This is a genomic window from Leifsonia sp. Root112D2 (genome assembly GCF_001424905.1).
Classification (GTDB): domain Bacteria; phylum Actinomycetota; class Actinomycetes; order Actinomycetales; family Microbacteriaceae; genus Root112D2.
Window position 1 is genome coordinate 1,992,446 of sequence record NZ_LMCU01000001.1, and the last position, 16,512, is coordinate 2,008,957.

The 16,512-nt window shown below is 65.0% G+C and carries 13 protein-coding genes; 12 read left to right on the forward strand and 1 reads right to left on the reverse strand.

Features of this window, described 5'->3' with window-relative positions; all coding sequences use genetic code 11:
• Positions 1–17 precede the first annotated feature (17 nt).
• The 11 genes from ASC63_RS09270 (at position 18) to ASC63_RS09320 (ending at position 14,203) form a co-directional block, all read left to right on the forward strand.
• Positions 18–1,562 carry an ABC transporter substrate-binding protein gene (locus ASC63_RS09270; protein WP_082487446.1) on the forward strand — a complete coding sequence of 515 codons (1,545 nt, stop codon included), beginning with the start codon at positions 18–20 and terminating at the stop codon, positions 1,560–1,562.
• Between the two features lie 66 nt (positions 1,563–1,628).
• On the forward strand, positions 1,629–2,570 hold the full coding sequence (locus tag ASC63_RS09275) for an ABC transporter permease (RefSeq protein WP_055812305.1): 942 nt from the start codon (positions 1,629–1,631) through the stop codon (positions 2,568–2,570).
• Entirely contained in the window at positions 2,567–4,393 is a 1,827-nt protein-coding gene (locus ASC63_RS09280; RefSeq protein ID WP_055812308.1) for a dipeptide/oligopeptide/nickel ABC transporter permease/ATP-binding protein, read from the forward strand. Before ASC63_RS09275 ends, ASC63_RS09280 begins: the two co-directional genes overlap by 4 nt.
• Positions 4,390–5,286, forward strand: coding sequence for an ATP-binding cassette domain-containing protein (locus ASC63_RS09285; protein ID WP_235492069.1), 897 nt, complete (start codon positions 4,390–4,392; stop codon positions 5,284–5,286). The genes ASC63_RS09280 and ASC63_RS09285 overlap by 4 nt, the downstream gene beginning before the upstream one ends.
• Positions 5,287–5,325: 39 nt before the next feature.
• Positions 5,326–6,492: a Gfo/Idh/MocA family protein gene (locus tag ASC63_RS09290; protein ID WP_055812314.1), complete on the forward strand. Its 1,167-nt coding sequence runs from the start codon at positions 5,326–5,328 to the stop codon at positions 6,490–6,492.
• Between the two features lie 100 nt (positions 6,493–6,592).
• The gene (locus tag ASC63_RS09295; protein ID WP_055812317.1) at positions 6,593–7,651 is read left to right on the forward strand and encodes a LacI family DNA-binding transcriptional regulator; all 1,059 of its coding nucleotides are present in this window, start codon (positions 6,593–6,595) and stop codon (positions 7,649–7,651) included.
• A gap of 92 nt (positions 7,652–7,743) precedes the next feature.
• Positions 7,744–9,156: a glucuronate isomerase gene (gene uxaC / locus ASC63_RS09300; RefSeq protein WP_082487448.1), complete on the forward strand. Its 1,413-nt coding sequence runs from the start codon at positions 7,744–7,746 to the stop codon at positions 9,154–9,156.
• On the forward strand, positions 9,153–10,613 hold the full coding sequence (locus tag ASC63_RS09305) for a mannitol dehydrogenase family protein (protein ID WP_327063342.1): 1,461 nt from the start codon (positions 9,153–9,155) through the stop codon (positions 10,611–10,613). Before uxaC ends, ASC63_RS09305 begins: the two co-directional genes overlap by 4 nt.
• Positions 10,614–10,887: 274 nt before the next feature.
• The gene (gene uidB, locus ASC63_RS09310) at positions 10,888–12,387 is read left to right on the forward strand and encodes a glucuronide transporter (protein WP_327063343.1); all 1,500 of its coding nucleotides are present in this window, start codon (positions 10,888–10,890) and stop codon (positions 12,385–12,387) included.
• Between the two features lie 45 nt (positions 12,388–12,432).
• Positions 12,433–13,671 (forward strand): D-mannonate dehydratase ManD, encoded by a 1,239-nt coding sequence (gene manD / locus ASC63_RS09315; protein WP_055812321.1) that lies wholly within the window; start codon positions 12,433–12,435, stop codon positions 13,669–13,671.
• Between the two features lie 4 nt (positions 13,672–13,675).
• The gene (locus tag ASC63_RS09320; RefSeq protein ID WP_055812324.1) at positions 13,676–14,203 is read left to right on the forward strand and encodes a gluconokinase; all 528 of its coding nucleotides are present in this window, start codon (positions 13,676–13,678) and stop codon (positions 14,201–14,203) included.
• On the opposite strand, the gene ASC63_RS09325 is transcribed toward ASC63_RS09320, so the two are convergent.
• Complete coding sequence (locus tag ASC63_RS09325) at positions 14,200–14,973, reverse strand: FadR/GntR family transcriptional regulator (protein WP_327063344.1); 774 nt, start codon at positions 14,971–14,973, stop codon at positions 14,200–14,202. The genes ASC63_RS09320 and ASC63_RS09325 overlap by 4 nt on opposite strands.
• Positions 14,974–15,109: 136 nt before the next feature.
• On the opposite strand from ASC63_RS09325, the gene ASC63_RS09330 reads away from it, so the two are divergent.
• Positions 15,110–16,414 (forward strand): ABC transporter substrate-binding protein, encoded by a 1,305-nt coding sequence (locus ASC63_RS09330; protein WP_200936827.1) that lies wholly within the window; start codon positions 15,110–15,112, stop codon positions 16,412–16,414.
• Positions 16,415–16,512 lie beyond the last annotated feature (98 nt).

Sequence of the window (16,512 nt, forward strand, 5' to 3'; positions counted from 1 at the left end):
AGCAAGAGGAGATAACAATGAAGTTACGTCCACGGGTGGCTCTGGCCGCCATCGTCACGGCGGCGGCACTTGTGCTGACCGGATGCTCGGCAGGCGGCAGCGGCGGCTCCGCGAGCACAGGAACGACTGCTAAGGGCGGCACGCTGACCATCGGCGCTCTCGCCGATGTCAAGTCGTTCGACCCGGCGCAGGCCCACATCGGCCACTACCTGCAGTACGACCAGCCGGTCTACGACTCGCTGCTGCGCCGCAAGCCCGATGGCACCCTGGTGCCGATGCTGGCGACGAAGTGGGAGTACAACGCCGACAAGACCGTTCTCACCCTCACGCTGCGTGATGACGTGAAGTTCAGCGACGGAACGAAGCTCGATGCCGCCGCCGTCAAGGTCAATCTCGATCGTTTCCGCACGGGTAACGGCCCAGACGCATCCACACTTGCGCAGATCAAGAGCGTGGACGTCAAGAGCCCGACGAGCGTGGTCATTACGCTGAAGGCGGCGGACCCGGCCATGCTCGACTACCTCGGCAACGCCGATGGTTTCATCGCGAGCCCGAAGGCCATCGACGGCGGCAAGATAGCGACCGACCCGGTGGGCAGTGGTCCGTACACGCTGGACAAGTCCGGCACCGTTGCGGGTTCGTCCTACACGTTTGTCAAGAGCAAGAACTACTGGGATCCGTCCCTGCAGGTCTACGACAAGATCGTCGTGAAGCCGATTCTCGACACGACAGCAATGCTGAACGCGCTTCTCTCCGGACAGGTCAATGTCGCGCTGCTGACGGCGAAGACCGAGGCCCAGGCGAAGAGCGCCGGCTTCACCGAATACAAGTACGGCACCGACTGGCAGGGTCTGCTGATCTTCGACCGTGATGGCAAGATGGTGCCGGCGTTGAAGGACGTCAAGGTGCGCCAGGCGATCAACTACGCCATCGATAAGAAGACGCTGCTTACCCAGGTCGGTAAGGGCTTCGGAACGGTGACCAACCAGGTCTTCGGCCCGACCACGACGGCCTACGACAAGTCGCTGGACAACAGCTATCCCTATGACCCCGCCAAGGCGAAGTCGCTGATGGCCGATGCCGGGTATGCCAAGGGCTTCAGTGTCTCGATGCCGACCGTCTCCGGCTTCTTCGACCCGGCACTGACCGCCGGCATCTCGCAGAACCTGGCAGACATCGGCATCAAGGTGAACTGGGTGAACATCGCCGGTGCCGACTTCATCTCCGGCATGGTGCAGGGGAAGTGGCCGATGAGTTGGTTCTCGCTGTTCCAGGGCTCACCGTGGGTGGCTGCCAACCAGATCATCACGCCCAATGCGACGTATAACCCCTTCCACACCACGGATGCCAAGGTCGAGTCACTCGTGACCACGATCCAGACCGGCTCCGACGCCGATGCGGCCAAGGCGGCAAAGGATCTGAACAGCTACGTCACGCAGCAGGCCTGGTTCGCACCGTTCTATCGTCCCGACCAGATCTTGTTCACCGACAAGAACACGGCCACGACGCCGCAGGCGCAGCAGGCCATCCCGTCCATCTACTCGTACGCACCCAAGAAGTAGACCCAGTGGGAGCCTCGGGCCGCATCGGCTCGAGGCTCCCCACCACCGACTGTCAATGGAGCAGAAATGGTTACCTTCCTTGTTCGCCGGATTCTTTCCGGCGTGGTTGTGCTCGTCGTGGTGTCGTCGCTGACGTTCTTCCTGCTGTATTTTTCGGCGACGAGCGTTGCCCGCAACATTCTGGGCGAGTCGGCGACGCAGGCGCAGGTGCATCAGAAAGAGATCGCGCTGGGGCTGGACCAGCCACTGGTCACTCGCTTTCTGGGGTGGGCCGGCAGCGTTCTGCACGGTGACTTCGGTGTGTCCTGGTTCTCGAGCCAGCCAGTAGTGGGCAGCATCATGGATCGTCTGCCGGCGACGTTGTCGATAGTTCTCATCACCATTGTGATCGTGGCGATTCTCTCCACGCTGGTGGGGGTCGCTGCCGCGGTGCGTCGTGGCTGGGTAGATCGTGCGCTGCAGGTTGTTTCGATTGCCGGTTCGGCGATCCCGCAGTTCGTGATTGCCATCATCATCGTCACCTTCTTCGCCATCCGCCTGCACTGGTTGCCGGCCACCGGATACACCGCGTTCGGTACGGATGCCGGTGGGTGGATACGGTCCCTGATTCTTCCGGTGATCGCGCTGGCGATCGGGGGAATAGCATCCACCGCACAACAGGTGCGCAGCGCCACCATCACGGTTCTGTCGAAGGACTATGTGCGTACCTTGCGCAGCCGTGGCCTGGCACCGCGGGAGATTCTCTTTCGACACGTGCTGCGCGGCGCGGCCCCGGCCGGGCTGACGGTGTTGTCGTTGCAGTTCATCAACATGCTCGGTGGTGTGGTTGTCATCGAGCAGATCTTCGCTCTTCCCGGCATGGGTTTTCTGGCTCTGCAATCGACCACGCAGGGTGACATGCCCGTTCTGATGGGTGTGATCGTCTATATCGTGATCATTGTCGTGATCGTCAACCTGCTGGTCGATCTTGCGGTCGGCTGGCTGAATCCGAAGGCGCGTGTGGCATGACTGAAACAATGACGCAGACGGAGACGCCCGACGAGGCGGCTCGTCCCGGTGTGTTCAAACGCCTGGTCTCCAATCCATTGGGTCTGATTGCGCTGATCCTGTTGGCCATCATTGTGATCGCCGGCATTATCGGCCCTTGGGTGGCGCCGTTTGATCCGAACCATTCAGCCTTGGCGGATGCGTTGAAGGGCCCGGGTGCGGGTCACCTGCTGGGCACGGACAGCGCCGGGCGGGATGTGTTCTCCCGTCTGCTGGTGGGAGCGCGCAGCACGCTGGTCGCCGCCGCGCTCGCGGCGGCCGTCGCGATCATCATCGGCCTGCCGACGGGGCTGATTGCCGGGTTCTTCGGCGGTTGGTTCGATGGCGTGGCCAGCTGGTGCACGAACGTGTTGATGTCGCTGCCGGCGATCATCATCCTGCTGGCGGCATCGGCCGCGCTGGGTAAGAGCGTGTGGGTGTCGATGACGATCTTCGGCGTGCTGATGTCTCCCGGTTTCTTCCGGCTGACGCGCACCTCGGTGCAGGCGGTGCGTAACGAGCTGTATGTGGACGCGGCCAGGGTGGCCGGGCTGAGCAATACGAGCATCATCGGCAAGCACATCCTGTTCGTGGTGCGCGCCCCGCTGATCATCCAGACCTCGATCGTGTGCGGCATCGCCATCTCCATCCAGGCGACCCTGGAATTCCTCGGCCTGGGCGACGTGCTGGTTCCCACCTGGGGCGTGATGCTCAACGAGGGCTTCATCAACATCTATTCCTCCCCGATCCTGGCCGTGTGGCCGGGCATCGCCATCTCGCTCACGATCGGTTGCTTCGTGGTGCTCGGCAATGCCTTGCGGGATGCGTTGGAAGACTCCCCGAAGGGCGCGAAGGCCAAAGGCATCAAGCGTTCGGTGAAGCCCGCGCTGCTCGACGATGACGCCACCCGCGGAGTAGCCACGGTCGCCACGAACCATCTGTTGGAGGTCTCGCATCTGGGTGTCGGCTACCCGCAACCGGCCGGCCGCATCAAGACGGTGGTCTCGGAAGTGTCCCTGCACGTGGATCGCGGCGAGGTGCTCGGCATCGTGGGCGAGTCCGGCTCGGGTAAAACGCAGACGGCGTTCTCCATTCTGGGGCTGCTGCCGGATGAGGCGCTGATCACCCACGGAAGCATCGTTTTCGACGGCCACTCTCTGGTCTCCACCGACGGTGGCCGACTCTCCCAGGGGCGCATGGCGGCGTTGCGCGGCAAACGCATCGCCTACATTCCCCAGGAACCCATGAGCAATCTGGATCCGAACTTCACCATCGGCTACCAGCTGGTGCGCCCGCTGGTGAAGGTCATGGGGCTCTCCAAGGCGGATGCGAAGGCCCGCGCGATCGAACTGCTCACCATCGTGGGCATCACCAATCCGCAACGCACCTTCGATGCATACCCGCACGAGGTCTCGGGCGGCATGGCCCAACGTGTGCTGATCGCCGGCGCCGTCTCCTGCAACCCCGACCTGCTCATCGCGGACGAGCCCACCACCGCACTCGACGTGACGGTGCAGGCCGAGGTACTCGACCTGCTGCGCGAGCTGCAGGACACCTTCACCATGGGAGTGGTGCTGGTGACCCACAACTTCGGTGTCGTCGCCGACCTCTGCGACCGGGTGGTCGTGATGCAAAACGGGCGCCTCGTCGAATCAGGCGATGTGCGCGCCATTCTGCGCAACCCGCAGCAGCCCTATACCCAGGCACTGCTGAGCGCCATGCTCGAAGGCAAGACCCCGATGACGATGCTCACCGCGGGTGGAGCGCGTGACGACGAAGAACTGACCGCGAAAGCAGGAGCATGATGGTCACCACACCCACCACCGACGTGCCCGGCAGCGAGAAACTCCTGACGGTACAGAACCTCGTCGTGGAGTACCCGACAAAGGGGCTGCGCGCCGCGCCGTTCCGCGCCCTGGACAAGGTCTCCATTCAGATCGGCTACGGTGAGACCCTCGGCCTGGTCGGCGAATCCGGCAGCGGCAAGACCACGCTCGGCCGGGCCCTGTTGGGCCTCGCCCCGGTCACCGACGGCACGATCACCTTCGAAGGCAAGAACATCGGTCACGCGAAGCGCCGACAGCGACGCGCCCTCAGCCGCGACCTGCAGGTCGTCTTCCAGGACCCATACACCTCGCTGAACCCGTCGATGACCGTCGGCGACATCCTGGCCGAACCCCTCACCGTGCAGGGCAAAACCGGCGCGGATGCTCGCAAACGGGTTCGCGAGGTGCTCGACGAGGTCGGTCTGCCGCAGGACACGATCGGCCGCCTGCCGCGCGAATTCAGCGGCGGCCAGCGCCAGCGCGTTGCCATCGCCCGGGCGCTGGCCCTCTCACCCAAGCTCATCGTCTGCGACGAACCGGTCAGCGCCCTCGACCTCTCCACACAGGCGAAGGTGCTCGATCTGTTCCTGCAGATTCAGAAAGACACCGGCGTCTCCTACCTCTTCGTCTCCCACGACCTCGACGTCGTGCGCCACATCAGCCACCGCGTCGCCGTCATGTACCACGGCGAAATCGTCGAGCAGGGCGAGGCAGCCCAGGTCACCGGCACACCCGAGCATCCGTACACGCAGCGTCTGCTGCTCGCCTCGCCGGTACCCGACCCCGATCGCCAACAACAACGCCGCGCCAACCGACGCCGGCTCATCGACCAACAAGCCGAACAAGACGCGCAAGCTGGAGCAGTCGCCTAAAGGCGGCCGCACGAATAACGAAGGTAGGGAACAGGGTTCATGGCAGACAAAGTACGACTCGGCATCATTGGGCTGAGCACCCAGGGATCGATGTATGCGAAATTCATCGCAGACGGCATGGTTCCCAACATGGTGATCGGCGCCATCGCCGACACAGACCCGGCCAAGGCCGAGGCGGCTGCGACCCAGTACCCGGATGCGCCCTTCTTCGACGACTACCTCGCGCTGCTCGAGAGCGGCAGCGTCGATGCTGTCGTCACGACGGTGCCGCACTACCTGCACCCCGAGATCGGCATCGCGGCGCTGAGCCGCGGCATCCACGCGCTCGTCGAGAAGCCGGCAGGCGTCTACACCAAGCAGGTGAAGGAACTCAACGAGTTCGCCGCCACGAAGCCCGAACTCACCTTCGGCATCATGTTCAACCAGCGCAACAACCCGCTGTACCAGCGGTTGAAGGAGATCGTCGACAACGGTGAGATCGGCGCGATCCGCCGCTCCAACTGGATCATCACCAACTGGTGGCGGCCCCAGGGCTACTACGACCAGAGCGCCTGGCGCGCGACGTGGGGAGGCGAGGGCGGCGGCGTTCTCGTCAACCAGGCCCCGCACCAACTCGACCTCTGGCAGTGGATCTGCGGCGTGCCCGAGAAGGTCTTCTCGAAGGTCGCCTACGGCTTTCGCCGCAACATTGCGGTGGAGGATGAGGTGACGGCGGTCGTCGATTACGGTGACGGTGTCACCGGCGTCTTCGTCACGGCCACTCACGACCTCATCGGCACCGACCGTTTCGAGATTCTCGGCGACGCCGGCAAGATCGTCGTCGAGAACAGCAAGACGGCCACCGTGAGCCGCCTGAAGAAGCCCGAGCGCGAACTCAGCGACAACATGAACATGGGCGACGTCATGAAGCTGTTCATGGGCCAGCTCGATGCCGACGAGCTGTATACCACCGAGACGATCGAATTCGACTCCGTCTGGGGCGGTCAGCATGCCGGAGTGCTCGAGAACTTCGCCGCGAACATCCTCGACGGCACCCCGTTGCTCGCTCCGGGATCCGACGGCATCAAGGGTGTGCGACTCGCCAACGCGATCCACCTCTCGAGCTGGCTGGGCAAGGAAGTGTCGCTGGACTTCGACGAGGATGAGTTTCTCGAATTGCTCAACGCGCGCATCCGTGACGAGGGCGAATTCCCCGAACGACCATAATTGACAGGCACCGCATCAACTGGGGCCGCGCGTGGGTGTGGCGCCCGACTCAGCACAACCGTCGCGCTAGCGTGGGGGAACGTATGGCCGGAGGATCTTCATGACAGGGCTCGACAGCAGCGCGAACGCGCAGGGCGGCTCGCTCGCGCGTGCGCGCGTGTCCCGTCCGGCTCCCACCATCTACGACATCGCGGAACTTGCCGGGGTCAATCCCTCGACGGTCTCGCGTGCGCTCAGCAAGCCGGGGCGCATCAGCGCGAAGACCGAGAAGCTGATTCAGGATGCCGCGAAGACGCTCAACTACCGGGTCAATCCGATGGCCAGGGCGCTTCCCACCGGCAAGACGAACACGCTCGGTTTGATCATCGCCGACATCACCAACCCGATGTTCTTCGAGGTCGTACGTGGCGCCGAGCGGGCTGCGGCACTCGGCGGCTACACCTTGATTCTGGCCGAATCGCAGGAATCGGGGGAACGGGAGGCCGAGGCCGCGGAGCGGGTGGCCCCCTCCGTTGACGGCCTGATTCTCGTGACGACCCGTCTGGCCGACGAGCAGATCAGGGAGCTCTCTGAACTCAGGCCGCTCGTGGTGATCAATCGACGGGTCGACGGGGTCGACGCGATAGTGCCCGAACTCGAGCCGGGCATCGAGCAGGCGTTGGATCATCTTGCCGAGCTCGGCCACCGGTCCATCGCCTTTCTCTCCGGGCCGGGCAACTCCTGGATGAGTGCTGCCCGCTGGGGCGAACTGCTCGGGCGTGCCGTCGAACGGGGCATGACGATCGTGGAGATCGGGCCGGGCATCCCCACACTCGACGGGGGCCGCGAGGCGATCTCCCGGGTCGTCGCATCCGGAGTCACCGCCGTGGTCGCCTATAACGACCTCATGGCCATCGGGCTGTTGCGCGCAGCACAGGAGAAGGGTCTCAGCGTGCCCGGGCGGTTGAGCATCGTCGGCTTCGACGACATCTTCGGTTCTGACTTCACGTCGCCGCCGCTGACCACCATTCGCACGCCGCTCGGCCTCGTGGGGGAGCTGGCCGTGCGCCGGGCTCTTGACCTGATCGACGACGAGGCGCCGTTGGCCGGCCGACTTTCCACGCCGCCGCTGGCAACCGAGCTGGTCGTACGCGGCTCTACGGGACCATCCACCGCGTAGTCCCGACCATCCGGGGCTGTCGGATGCCTGTCGACACGTTTTGGCAACCGGTTGACAAACGAATCTTTCCACCGTTCAATGAAGGAGTGACCATGACGCTGCACCTCGACCCCGACCGTCTCTTTCCGGCGGATCCCGCTACCCGCGACATCGCACGCGGCCTGTATGCGGCGGTATCCCAGCTGCCCATCATCTCCCCGCACGGCCACGTCGATCCCGGGCTGCTGGTGCACGACACCCCCTTCGTGAACCCCGCCGAACTCTTCATTCGCTATGACCACTACGTCTCGCGACTCATGCACGCCGCCGGGGTGAGTCTCGACGAGCTGGGCATTCCGCAGAAGGGTGGCGATGCCGCGGTCACGGCGCCTCGCGAGGTGTGGCGCACCTTCTGCGAGCACTGGTATCTCTACGCGGGAACGGCATCCGGCTACTGGTTGCAGAACACCTTCGCGCACCTCTTCGGCATCGATGAACAGCCCGGCGCCGAGAACGCTGACCGGCTCTACGATCGCATCCAGGCGGCGCTGGAGACCGAGGCATTTCGCCCGCGCGCCCTTTCCGACCGGTTCGGTATCGAGGTGCTCGCCACCACGGACGACCCTATGGATGACCTGGCCGAGCACGAGAGGCTTGCTCTCGACCCCGCGTTCACCGGGCGGGTGCTGCCCACCTTCCGACCGGATTCGTATCTCAATCCGGCGGCAGCAGGCTGGGAACACAACGTCGCCCGGCTGGCCGAATGGAGCGGCTCGGCGGTCTCCAGCTATCGCGGCTACATCGATGCGCTCGCCGCACGACGTGGCCACTTCATCGAGCACGGTGCGGTCTCCGCCGACCACGGGGTGCTGCAGCCGCTCGCCGTCGATCTCGACGAGTCTGAGGCATCCGCTCTCTTCGAGCGCGCGCTGGGCGGCACGGCAAGTGCCGAGGAGAACCAGATCTTCGCCGGTCACATGCTGCTCGAGATGGCGCGGATGAGCGTCGACGATGGGCTGGTGATGACCGTGCACGCGGGCGTCGTGCGCAATCACCACACGCCGACGTTCACGCGGTTCGGGACCGACACCGGGCACGACATTCCGACAACCACCCATTTTGTGGATCCGCTGCGGCCGCTGCTGGAGAAGTACGGCGATCGCCCCGACTTTCACCTCGTGCTCTTCGCCGTCGACGAGACGGTGTACTCGCGCGAGATCGCACCGCTCGCCGGCTTCTATCCGAGCGTGTACATCGGCGCCCCGTGGTGGTTCCTCGATGCTCCGGATGCCGTGCAGCGATTCCGCGCGGCAACCACCGAGACCGCGGGCTTCTACCGCAGCTCCGGCTTCATCGACGACACTCGCGCATTCCTGTCAATTCCCGCGCGCCACGACATGTCCCGCCGGCTCGACGCAGCCTTCCTTGCCCGCCTCGTGCGGGAGGGGCGAGTCGCTCTGGCCACCGCCGAACGCATCGCCGTCGACCTCGTGGACACGATGCCCCGAAAGGTGTTCAAACTGTGACGATCTCGGCCGAGACCAACCTCGACACCCCTGCTGGCGACCAGATGCCTCTGAACCGCGAGGCGCTCGCCGCGCGTGAGGGCATCCCCCTCGCGGTTCCGCCCGTGCGCATCGTGCACCTCGGCCTCGGAGCGTTCCATCGCGCCCACCAGGCCTGGTACACCGCCGCCGCCGATGATGCCGCCGAGTGGGGAATCGCCGCATTCACTGGTCGATCGGCGACGGCGGCCGAGCAACTGGCCCCGCAGGATGGCCTCTACACACTGATCGAGCGATCGGATGCCGGCGACACGGCCGTCGTCATCCCGAGCCTCGTCGAGGCGGTCGACGGCGCCGATCTGGGCCGCTTCGTCGAACTCCTCTCTGCCCCGGCAACAGCGCTGGTGACGCTCACCATCACCGAGCCCGGGTACCGGCTCACGGCGGATGGTGTGCCGGATCGTACGGATGCCGCGGTTCTAGCCGACATCGACTGGCTCAGTGACGCGCTTGCTGGCGAGTCGCTGCCGGCACGCTCGGAGCTGGCCGCTGCCGGGCCGCGCACCTCCCTCGGTCGCCTGCTGCTGGGGCTCGAGGCGCGTCGGCGTGCGGGCGCCGGCCCTCTTGCCGTGGTGCCTTGCGACAACATCCCCGACAACGGCTCGTTCGTTCAGAGTGGCCTCACCGCTCTCGCGGCCGCGGTCAACGCCGATACCGCGAGTTGGCTTGCGCAGAACGTGTCATTCGTGTCGACCTCGGTCGATCGCATCACGCCGAAGACCACGGAAGGCGACATCCGCACGGCCGCAGAGCTCTCGGGATGGGCCGACCGGGCCCCGGTGGTCACCGAGCCCTTTCGGGACTGGGTGCTGCAGGGAGACTTCCCGGCAGGACGCCCGGCGTGGGAGAGCGCCGGCGCTCGCTTCGTTGAAGACATCGAGCCCTTTGAGCGCCGCAAGCTCTGGCTGCTCAACGGGGCGCACAGCCTGCTCGCATACGCCGGTCGCCTTCGGGGATACGAGACGGTGGCCCAGGCCATAGCGGACCCGGTGCTGCGCAGCTGGGTGACCGCTCTCTGGGATGAGGCCGTACGCCATCTGCCGGCAGAGGGCCTGGACCTGCACGAGTACCGCACGGCACTGCTGCGTCGCTTCGCCAACTCGCGCATCGAGCACCGGCTGGCACAGATCGGCATGGAAGGCGTGAGCAAGCTGCGCGTGCGTGCCGTGGCGATCGCCGTCGCCGAACGCGCGGAGGGTCGGGACGGTGCGGCGAGCGCACGAGCCATCGGGGCGTGGATCGCCCTGCTGATTGCCGGCGTCGAGTTGCCGGATGCCCATTCCGCGGTGGTGCGAGCTGCACTCGAGGGTGGTCGGGAGGGTGCGCCGCACCGTCTTCTCGCGGTGCTCGATGGCGATCTTGCCCGCGATGCCGACTTCGTCGCATCCGTTGAATCGGCCGTTGCACTCTTTCGCTGAGCCGGCTCGGGCGCGCCGCCGCTTGTGAGGCGACGTGAATCGACCCTCGTTGTCGCAACGAGGGTCGATTCACGTCGTCTCACGGCAGGCGCGAGAGTGGGCCGTTCGATGCCTCGCTGGCAGATTCGTGTGAGTTGAGCCGAATGTTGGCAACCGCTTGCCAAAACGGGCAATTCTGTGTTTCACTTGATCCAGTTCCGAACAGCGGCCATGCCGCAGATCGGCACACATCAGTTCGCGAGGACGCGCGCGCCCTCGGGTGAAGGAGCCCGGCATGACCACGACAACCACACAGACCGTTCCCGGTGCGACCGCGCCGTCGCCCATGGGCGGCAAGCCCGCTGGCGGCAAGCTCGGACGCCTCAGCATCGTCGGTTACGGCGCGGGCGACGCGGCGAACAACCTGGCGTTCACGACCGCCACGATGTTCCTGCTGGTCTACTACACGGATGTCGCGGGAATCGGTGCCGCGGCGGCAGGAACACTGCTGCTCGTGGTGCGCATCTTCGACGCATTCTCCGACGTCTTCGCCGGCCGCATCGTCGACAAGACCTACAGCAAGCGCCTCGGCAAGTTCCGTCCGTTCCTCATGTTCGGCTCGGTTCCCCTGCTGCTGCTCTCGGCCGCGACGTTCTCGATCCCGCAGATCGGCGAGACGGGCATGCTGCTCTACGCGTACCTCACCTATGCGGCGCTCGGGCTTGCCTACAGCCTCGTCAACATTCCATACGGATCGCTCGCCGGCGCGATGACGCCGGTAGCGGGGGAGCGCGCCAAGCTGGCCAGCGCCCGCACCATCGGCGCCGCTCTTGTCAGTGCCTTCCTCGGGGTCTTCATCGCGCCGATGATCGTGCCGGGCGCGGATCTGCAGGTGATGTTCACCACCATGACACTGATCTTCGTGGTCATCGGCACCGCGCTGTATCTCTTCACCGCCTTCACGGCGAAGGAGCGGGTGAAGCGCGATGTGCAGCACGTGAGCATGAAGCAGAGCTTCGCCACGCTCAAGGGCAACAAGCCGCTGTTGCTGCTCTGCCTCAGCTCCTTCGTCTTTCTCACCGGCATGCTGGCATTCAGCACCGTGGAGCTCTACTACCTGCGCGATGTTCTGCACGCACTGCCGCTCTACGCGGTGCTCTCGATCGTGCAACTCGTGCTCACCTTCGGTCTGGCCGCTGTCGTGCCGACGATCGTACGCAGGCTGGGCAAGAAGCGCGCGTATATCGGTGCCGGCTTCATCTCCATCGCGGGCGGGCTCATCGTGTTCTTCGCTCCAGACACCGCAATTCCCCTGGCACTGACCGGGCTTGTGCTCTCGATGGTCGGCATCCTTCTGGTCAACATGCTCGTCTGGGCGCTCGAGGCAGACACCGTCGAGTACGGCGAATGGAAGACCGGCGTGCGCACCGAGGGCATCACCTATGCGCTGTTCTCCTTCACCCGCAAAACCGGCCAGGCCGTGGGCGGCGCACTCGCCGCGTTCGCCCTCGCCGTCGGCGGGTACACGGCCAATGCCACGGTGCAGTCCGCCAGCGCCGAGTGGGGCATCCGCGCGGCAGAGGGTCTGATCCCCGCCCTCACTGCGGCGATTGCGATTGGCATCATGATCGCGTATCCGCTCACCGACGCGCGGCACCGTCAGATCGTGGCCGAGATTGCAGAACGCCGCGTCGTCGCGGGGCAGCCGCAGGCCATCGACCCCGCGCTGTCGACCGCAGGGCTGCGGGTCACCTCCCCCACCGTCTCAACGCCGCCGGCCGCACCCGGCGAGTGACCGCCACTGATCCCGCCACCGATTCCGATACACGGAAGGACCATCATGAAAATCGACAAAGCCGAGGTCATCGTCACGAGCCCGGACCGCAACTTCGTGACGCTCAAGCTCACGACCGACGATGGTCTTACCGGCATCGGGGATGCGACACTCAACGGCCGCGAACTCGCCGTCGCCGCCTACCTCGGTGAGCATGTCGTTCCGCTGCTCATCGGAAGCGACCCGCACGCCATCGAAGACACCTGGCAGTTTCTCTACCGCAGCGCGTACTGGCGTCGCGGACCCGTCACGATGGCCTCGATAGCCGCCGTCGACATGGCGCTCTGGGACATCAAGGGCAAGGCGGCCGGGATGCCCGTGTACCAGTTGCTCGGGGGAGCGTCGCGCACGGGGCTGATGGCCTACGGGCACGCATCCGGAAAGGAACTGCCCGAACTCTTCGATTCGGTGCGCGAGCACCAGGCCAAGGGCTACCGCTCGATTCGTGTGCAGACGGGCGTGCCGGGCCTCGAGTCCATCTACGGCATCGCCTCGAACAGGGCTCTGCCCGGCAACGAGGGAGTGCGTTACGACCACGAGCCGGCCCAGCGCGGAAAGCTGCCGGCGCAGGAGGACTGGGACACGCGCGCCTACCTGCGTCACGTTCCCACGGTGTTCGAGGCGGTTCGCAACGAGTTCGGTCCCGAACTTCCGCTGCTGCACGACGGGCACCACCGGATGACGCCGCTTCAGGCCGCGAAGCTCGGCAAGTCGCTCGAGCCCTACGACCTGTTCTGGCTCGAAGACTGCACGCCCGCCGAGAACCAGGAGGCGCTGCGCCTGGTGCGCCAGCACACCACGACGCCGCTCGCCATCGGCGAGATCTTCAACACCGTGTGGGACTTCCAGAACCTCATCAAGGAGCAGCTGATCGACTACGTTCGCGCCGCGTCGACGCACTTCGGCGGCATCACGCCGCTCAAGAAGGTCATGGACTATGCGGCGATGTACCAGATCAAGTCGGGATTCCACGGGCCGACCGACATCTCGCCCATCGGATTCGCCGCGCAGCTGCACGTGGGTCTCGCGATCCACAACTACGGAATCCAGGAGTACATGCAGCACGGCGCGAAGACCAATGCCGTGTTTGAGCAGTCGATGACCTTCGTCGACGGTTACCTGCACCCGGGGGACAAGCCGGGACTCGGCGTCGAATTCGATGTCGACGAGGCCGGCAAGTATCCATACGAGACCGCGTACCTTCCATACAACCGTCTCGCCGACGGCACCGTGCACGACTGGTGATGAGATGAGCGCATCATCGCGGGCCCGTCGCATCGTCGTGATGGGTGTCTCCGGTTCGGGCAAGAGCACCATCGGCGCACTGGTGGCGGATGCGCTGGGGGCCGCCTTCGTCGACGGCGACTCCCTGCATCCGCAGGCGAACGTCGTGAAGATGGCGGCGGGACATCCGCTGAACGACGAGGACCGGTGGCCGTGGCTGGCGCTCGTTGGTGCGGCACTCGCGCAGTCGAGTTCCTCCGGGCTGGTCGTCGCCTGCTCGGCACTCAAGCGTGTCTACCGGGATGCGATTCTCACCGAGGCTCCCGACACGGTCTTCCTGCACCTCGACGGATCGCGGCAGGTGCTCGCGAACCGGCTCGAAGGCCGCAGCGGGCACTTCATGCCGGCGAGTCTGCTCGACTCGCAGCTGGCCGCGCTCGAACCGCTCGGCGCCGATGAGCCCGGCGTCGTCATCGACGTGGATGCGCCCGTCGCCACGATCGTCGCGAACGCGGTTGCAGGCATCCGCTCGCTGGATCGCGTCGTCTCCTAACCGTCGACGCTGCCGGTCTCCCAGATCGAGCTCATTTCGGCGAAGGCGCGTTGCATGATGCCGAGCATGGCGTCGTGGGCGCCGTCGGGGTTGCCGCGCTGAATGGAGCTGGCGACGTCCATGTGCATCTGCAGGGCCTCGCTGTGCGGGTGGCTCGGCATGAGGCCATAGTTGGTGCGGCCGGTGAGCACCTCGGTGACGAGGGTGTGCAGCTTGCCGAACATCTCGTTGCCCGAGCTGGAGAGCACGAGGCGGTGGAACTCGATGTCGAGGGTGAGAAATTCGTCCTGATCGCCCTGTTTTCCTGCCGCCCAGAGCTTGCCGGCGAGCCCCATCAGATCGCTCGCCCCGGTCAGCGGCACTCGGATCGCGGCGAGCCGTGCGGCCTCGGGTTCGATCGCGGTGCGCAGTTCGGTGAGGGAGCGCAGCTGCGAGATGCGGCCCGGCGATGCCAGCCGCCAGCGAATGACCTGGGGGTCGTAGAGATTCCATTCCGACGACGGCAGAATCTGCACGCCGACGCGGCGGCGCGAGGCGACCAGTCCCATGGATGACAGCACCCGGAGCGTTTCGCGCACCACCGATCGCGAGACGCCATGGCGTTCCTCGAGCTCGTCGATGCGCACGATAGTGCCCGGAGCGAGTTCGCTGGAACAGATCGCCAGGCCGAGACTGTCGAGCACGCGCGCGTGCAGGCCGGAGAGGGCTATGCCGGGAATCGCGAGTGCGGCGGCTTCGTCGTCGGGAGGCAACTGCGCGTCTATGGTCACGCACAAATCATATCGTTTAGGTCTCGCTGTTGAATAAGTATGCTTTTATGAGCTAAGTTTCCTCAAAGAGGAGATGCAAAGATGTTTCTCCTCGACATGTGCAGAGGCGCGCATGTTTCCCAAGAACGGAGTTGACGTGAAGAAACGATCAGTTTTGCGAATGGCCGGGATCGCCACAGCGATCCTGCTGGCGGGAGGAACTCTCGCAGCGTGCAGTAGCAGCGGCAGTGGTGACAACGGCTCAAAGGAGTCGAAGACGCTCCGCGTCACGCTGGTCAACCACGTGTGGACGGACATCATCAAGAAGAAGATTCCGGAATTCGAGAAAGAGACCGGCCTGAAGGTCGAGGTCTCGCAGTACGGCGAAGACCAGCTCTCCGACCAGTACAACGTGAAGCTCAACGCGGGTTCGACCGACCTCGACGTGATGATGTACCGCCCCCTGCAGGAGGGCAAGCAGTTCGCGAAGAATGGCTACTTCGCCGACCTCGGTGACGACGTGAAGAAGGACTCGAAATGGGACTGGAAGGACTTCCAGTCCGGTCCGGTGAGCTCGACCACCTACAAGGACACCATCGTCGGCGTGCCGATCATCACCGAGCAGGAGGTGCTCTACTACCGCAAGGACCTGCTGCAGAAGGCCGGCCTGACGGTTCCCAAGACGATGGATGAGCTCGAGGCGGCCGCCAAGAAGATCAAGGCCGAGAACCCCGGCGTTGCCGGCTTCGTCGCCCGCACGGAGAAGTCCGCTGCGGTCACGCAGTTCTCCAGCTTCCTCTACAGCTACGGCGGCGACTTCGCCGACGAGAACGGCAAGTCGACGATCAACAGTGACGCGGCCAAGGCGGCGTTCAAGATGTACGGCGGCCTGATCCACAACTACGGCCCGGCCAACGTGAGCACTGACATGAGCTGGGCCGAGGCCATGGCCATCTTCACGCAGGGCAACGCGGCGTTCTACACCGAGGCCGACAGCCTCTACAAGAACGCGACGGATGCGACCAAGTCGAAGGTCGCCGACACGGTCGGCTTCGCACCGATCCCCGCCGGCCCCGCCGGATCCAAGGCGTACAACGTGCCGTCATGGGCCCTGGGCATCAACGAGTCGTCGCCGAACAAGACGAACGCGTGGAAGTTCATCCAGTGGGCTACCAGCCAGGCCATGACGCTGGAGATCCAGCAGGCCGGTGTTCCCGGAGCACGCACCTCGGTCTGGAAGGACCCGAAGGGTATCTCGACGTACCCGGCTGACCTCGCGGCGGCCATCGCCGAGAGCACCAAGAACGGCGTCGGTCACGACCGCCCGCAGGTCGTGAAGGTTCCCGAGGCCCGGGAGATCGTCGGCATGCCTATCGTCACCGCCATCACCGGTGGAGACTCCTCGGCAGCGGCCGACAAGGCTGACAAGGCGTTCCAGACTCTTCTGGACGACGAGAAGTAACGCGGCTTTCCGCCCTGGCGTCAGCCGGCCGTCCCATCAGGGTCGGCCGGCTGACGCGGGCGGGCGCACGCATCCATACCCTGAGATACCCATCAACT

Excerpts from the sequence above, each read along its gene's own strand:
- ASC63_RS09270 (WP_082487446.1), top strand. The coding sequence starts at position 18 with ATGAAGTTACGTCCACGGGTGGCTCTGGCCGCCATCGTCACGGCGGCG.
- ASC63_RS09275 (WP_055812305.1), top strand. The coding sequence starts at position 1,629 with ATGGTTACCTTCCTTGTTCGCCGGATTCTTTCCGGCGTGGTTGTGCTC.
- ASC63_RS09280 (WP_055812308.1), top strand. The coding sequence starts at position 2,567 with ATGACTGAAACAATGACGCAGACGGAGACGCCCGACGAGGCGGCTCGT.
- ASC63_RS09285 (WP_235492069.1), top strand. The coding sequence starts at position 4,390 with ATGATGGTCACCACACCCACCACCGACGTGCCCGGCAGCGAGAAACTC.
- ASC63_RS09290 (WP_055812314.1), top strand. The coding sequence starts at position 5,326 with ATGGCAGACAAAGTACGACTCGGCATCATTGGGCTGAGCACCCAGGGA.
- ASC63_RS09295 (WP_055812317.1), top strand. The coding sequence starts at position 6,593 with ATGACAGGGCTCGACAGCAGCGCGAACGCGCAGGGCGGCTCGCTCGCG.
- uxaC (WP_082487448.1), top strand. The coding sequence starts at position 7,744 with ATGACGCTGCACCTCGACCCCGACCGTCTCTTTCCGGCGGATCCCGCT.
- uidB (WP_327063343.1), top strand. The coding sequence starts at position 10,888 with ATGACCACGACAACCACACAGACCGTTCCCGGTGCGACCGCGCCGTCG.
- manD (WP_055812321.1), top strand. The coding sequence starts at position 12,433 with ATGAAAATCGACAAAGCCGAGGTCATCGTCACGAGCCCGGACCGCAAC.
- ASC63_RS09320 (WP_055812324.1), top strand. The coding sequence starts at position 13,676 with ATGAGCGCATCATCGCGGGCCCGTCGCATCGTCGTGATGGGTGTCTCC.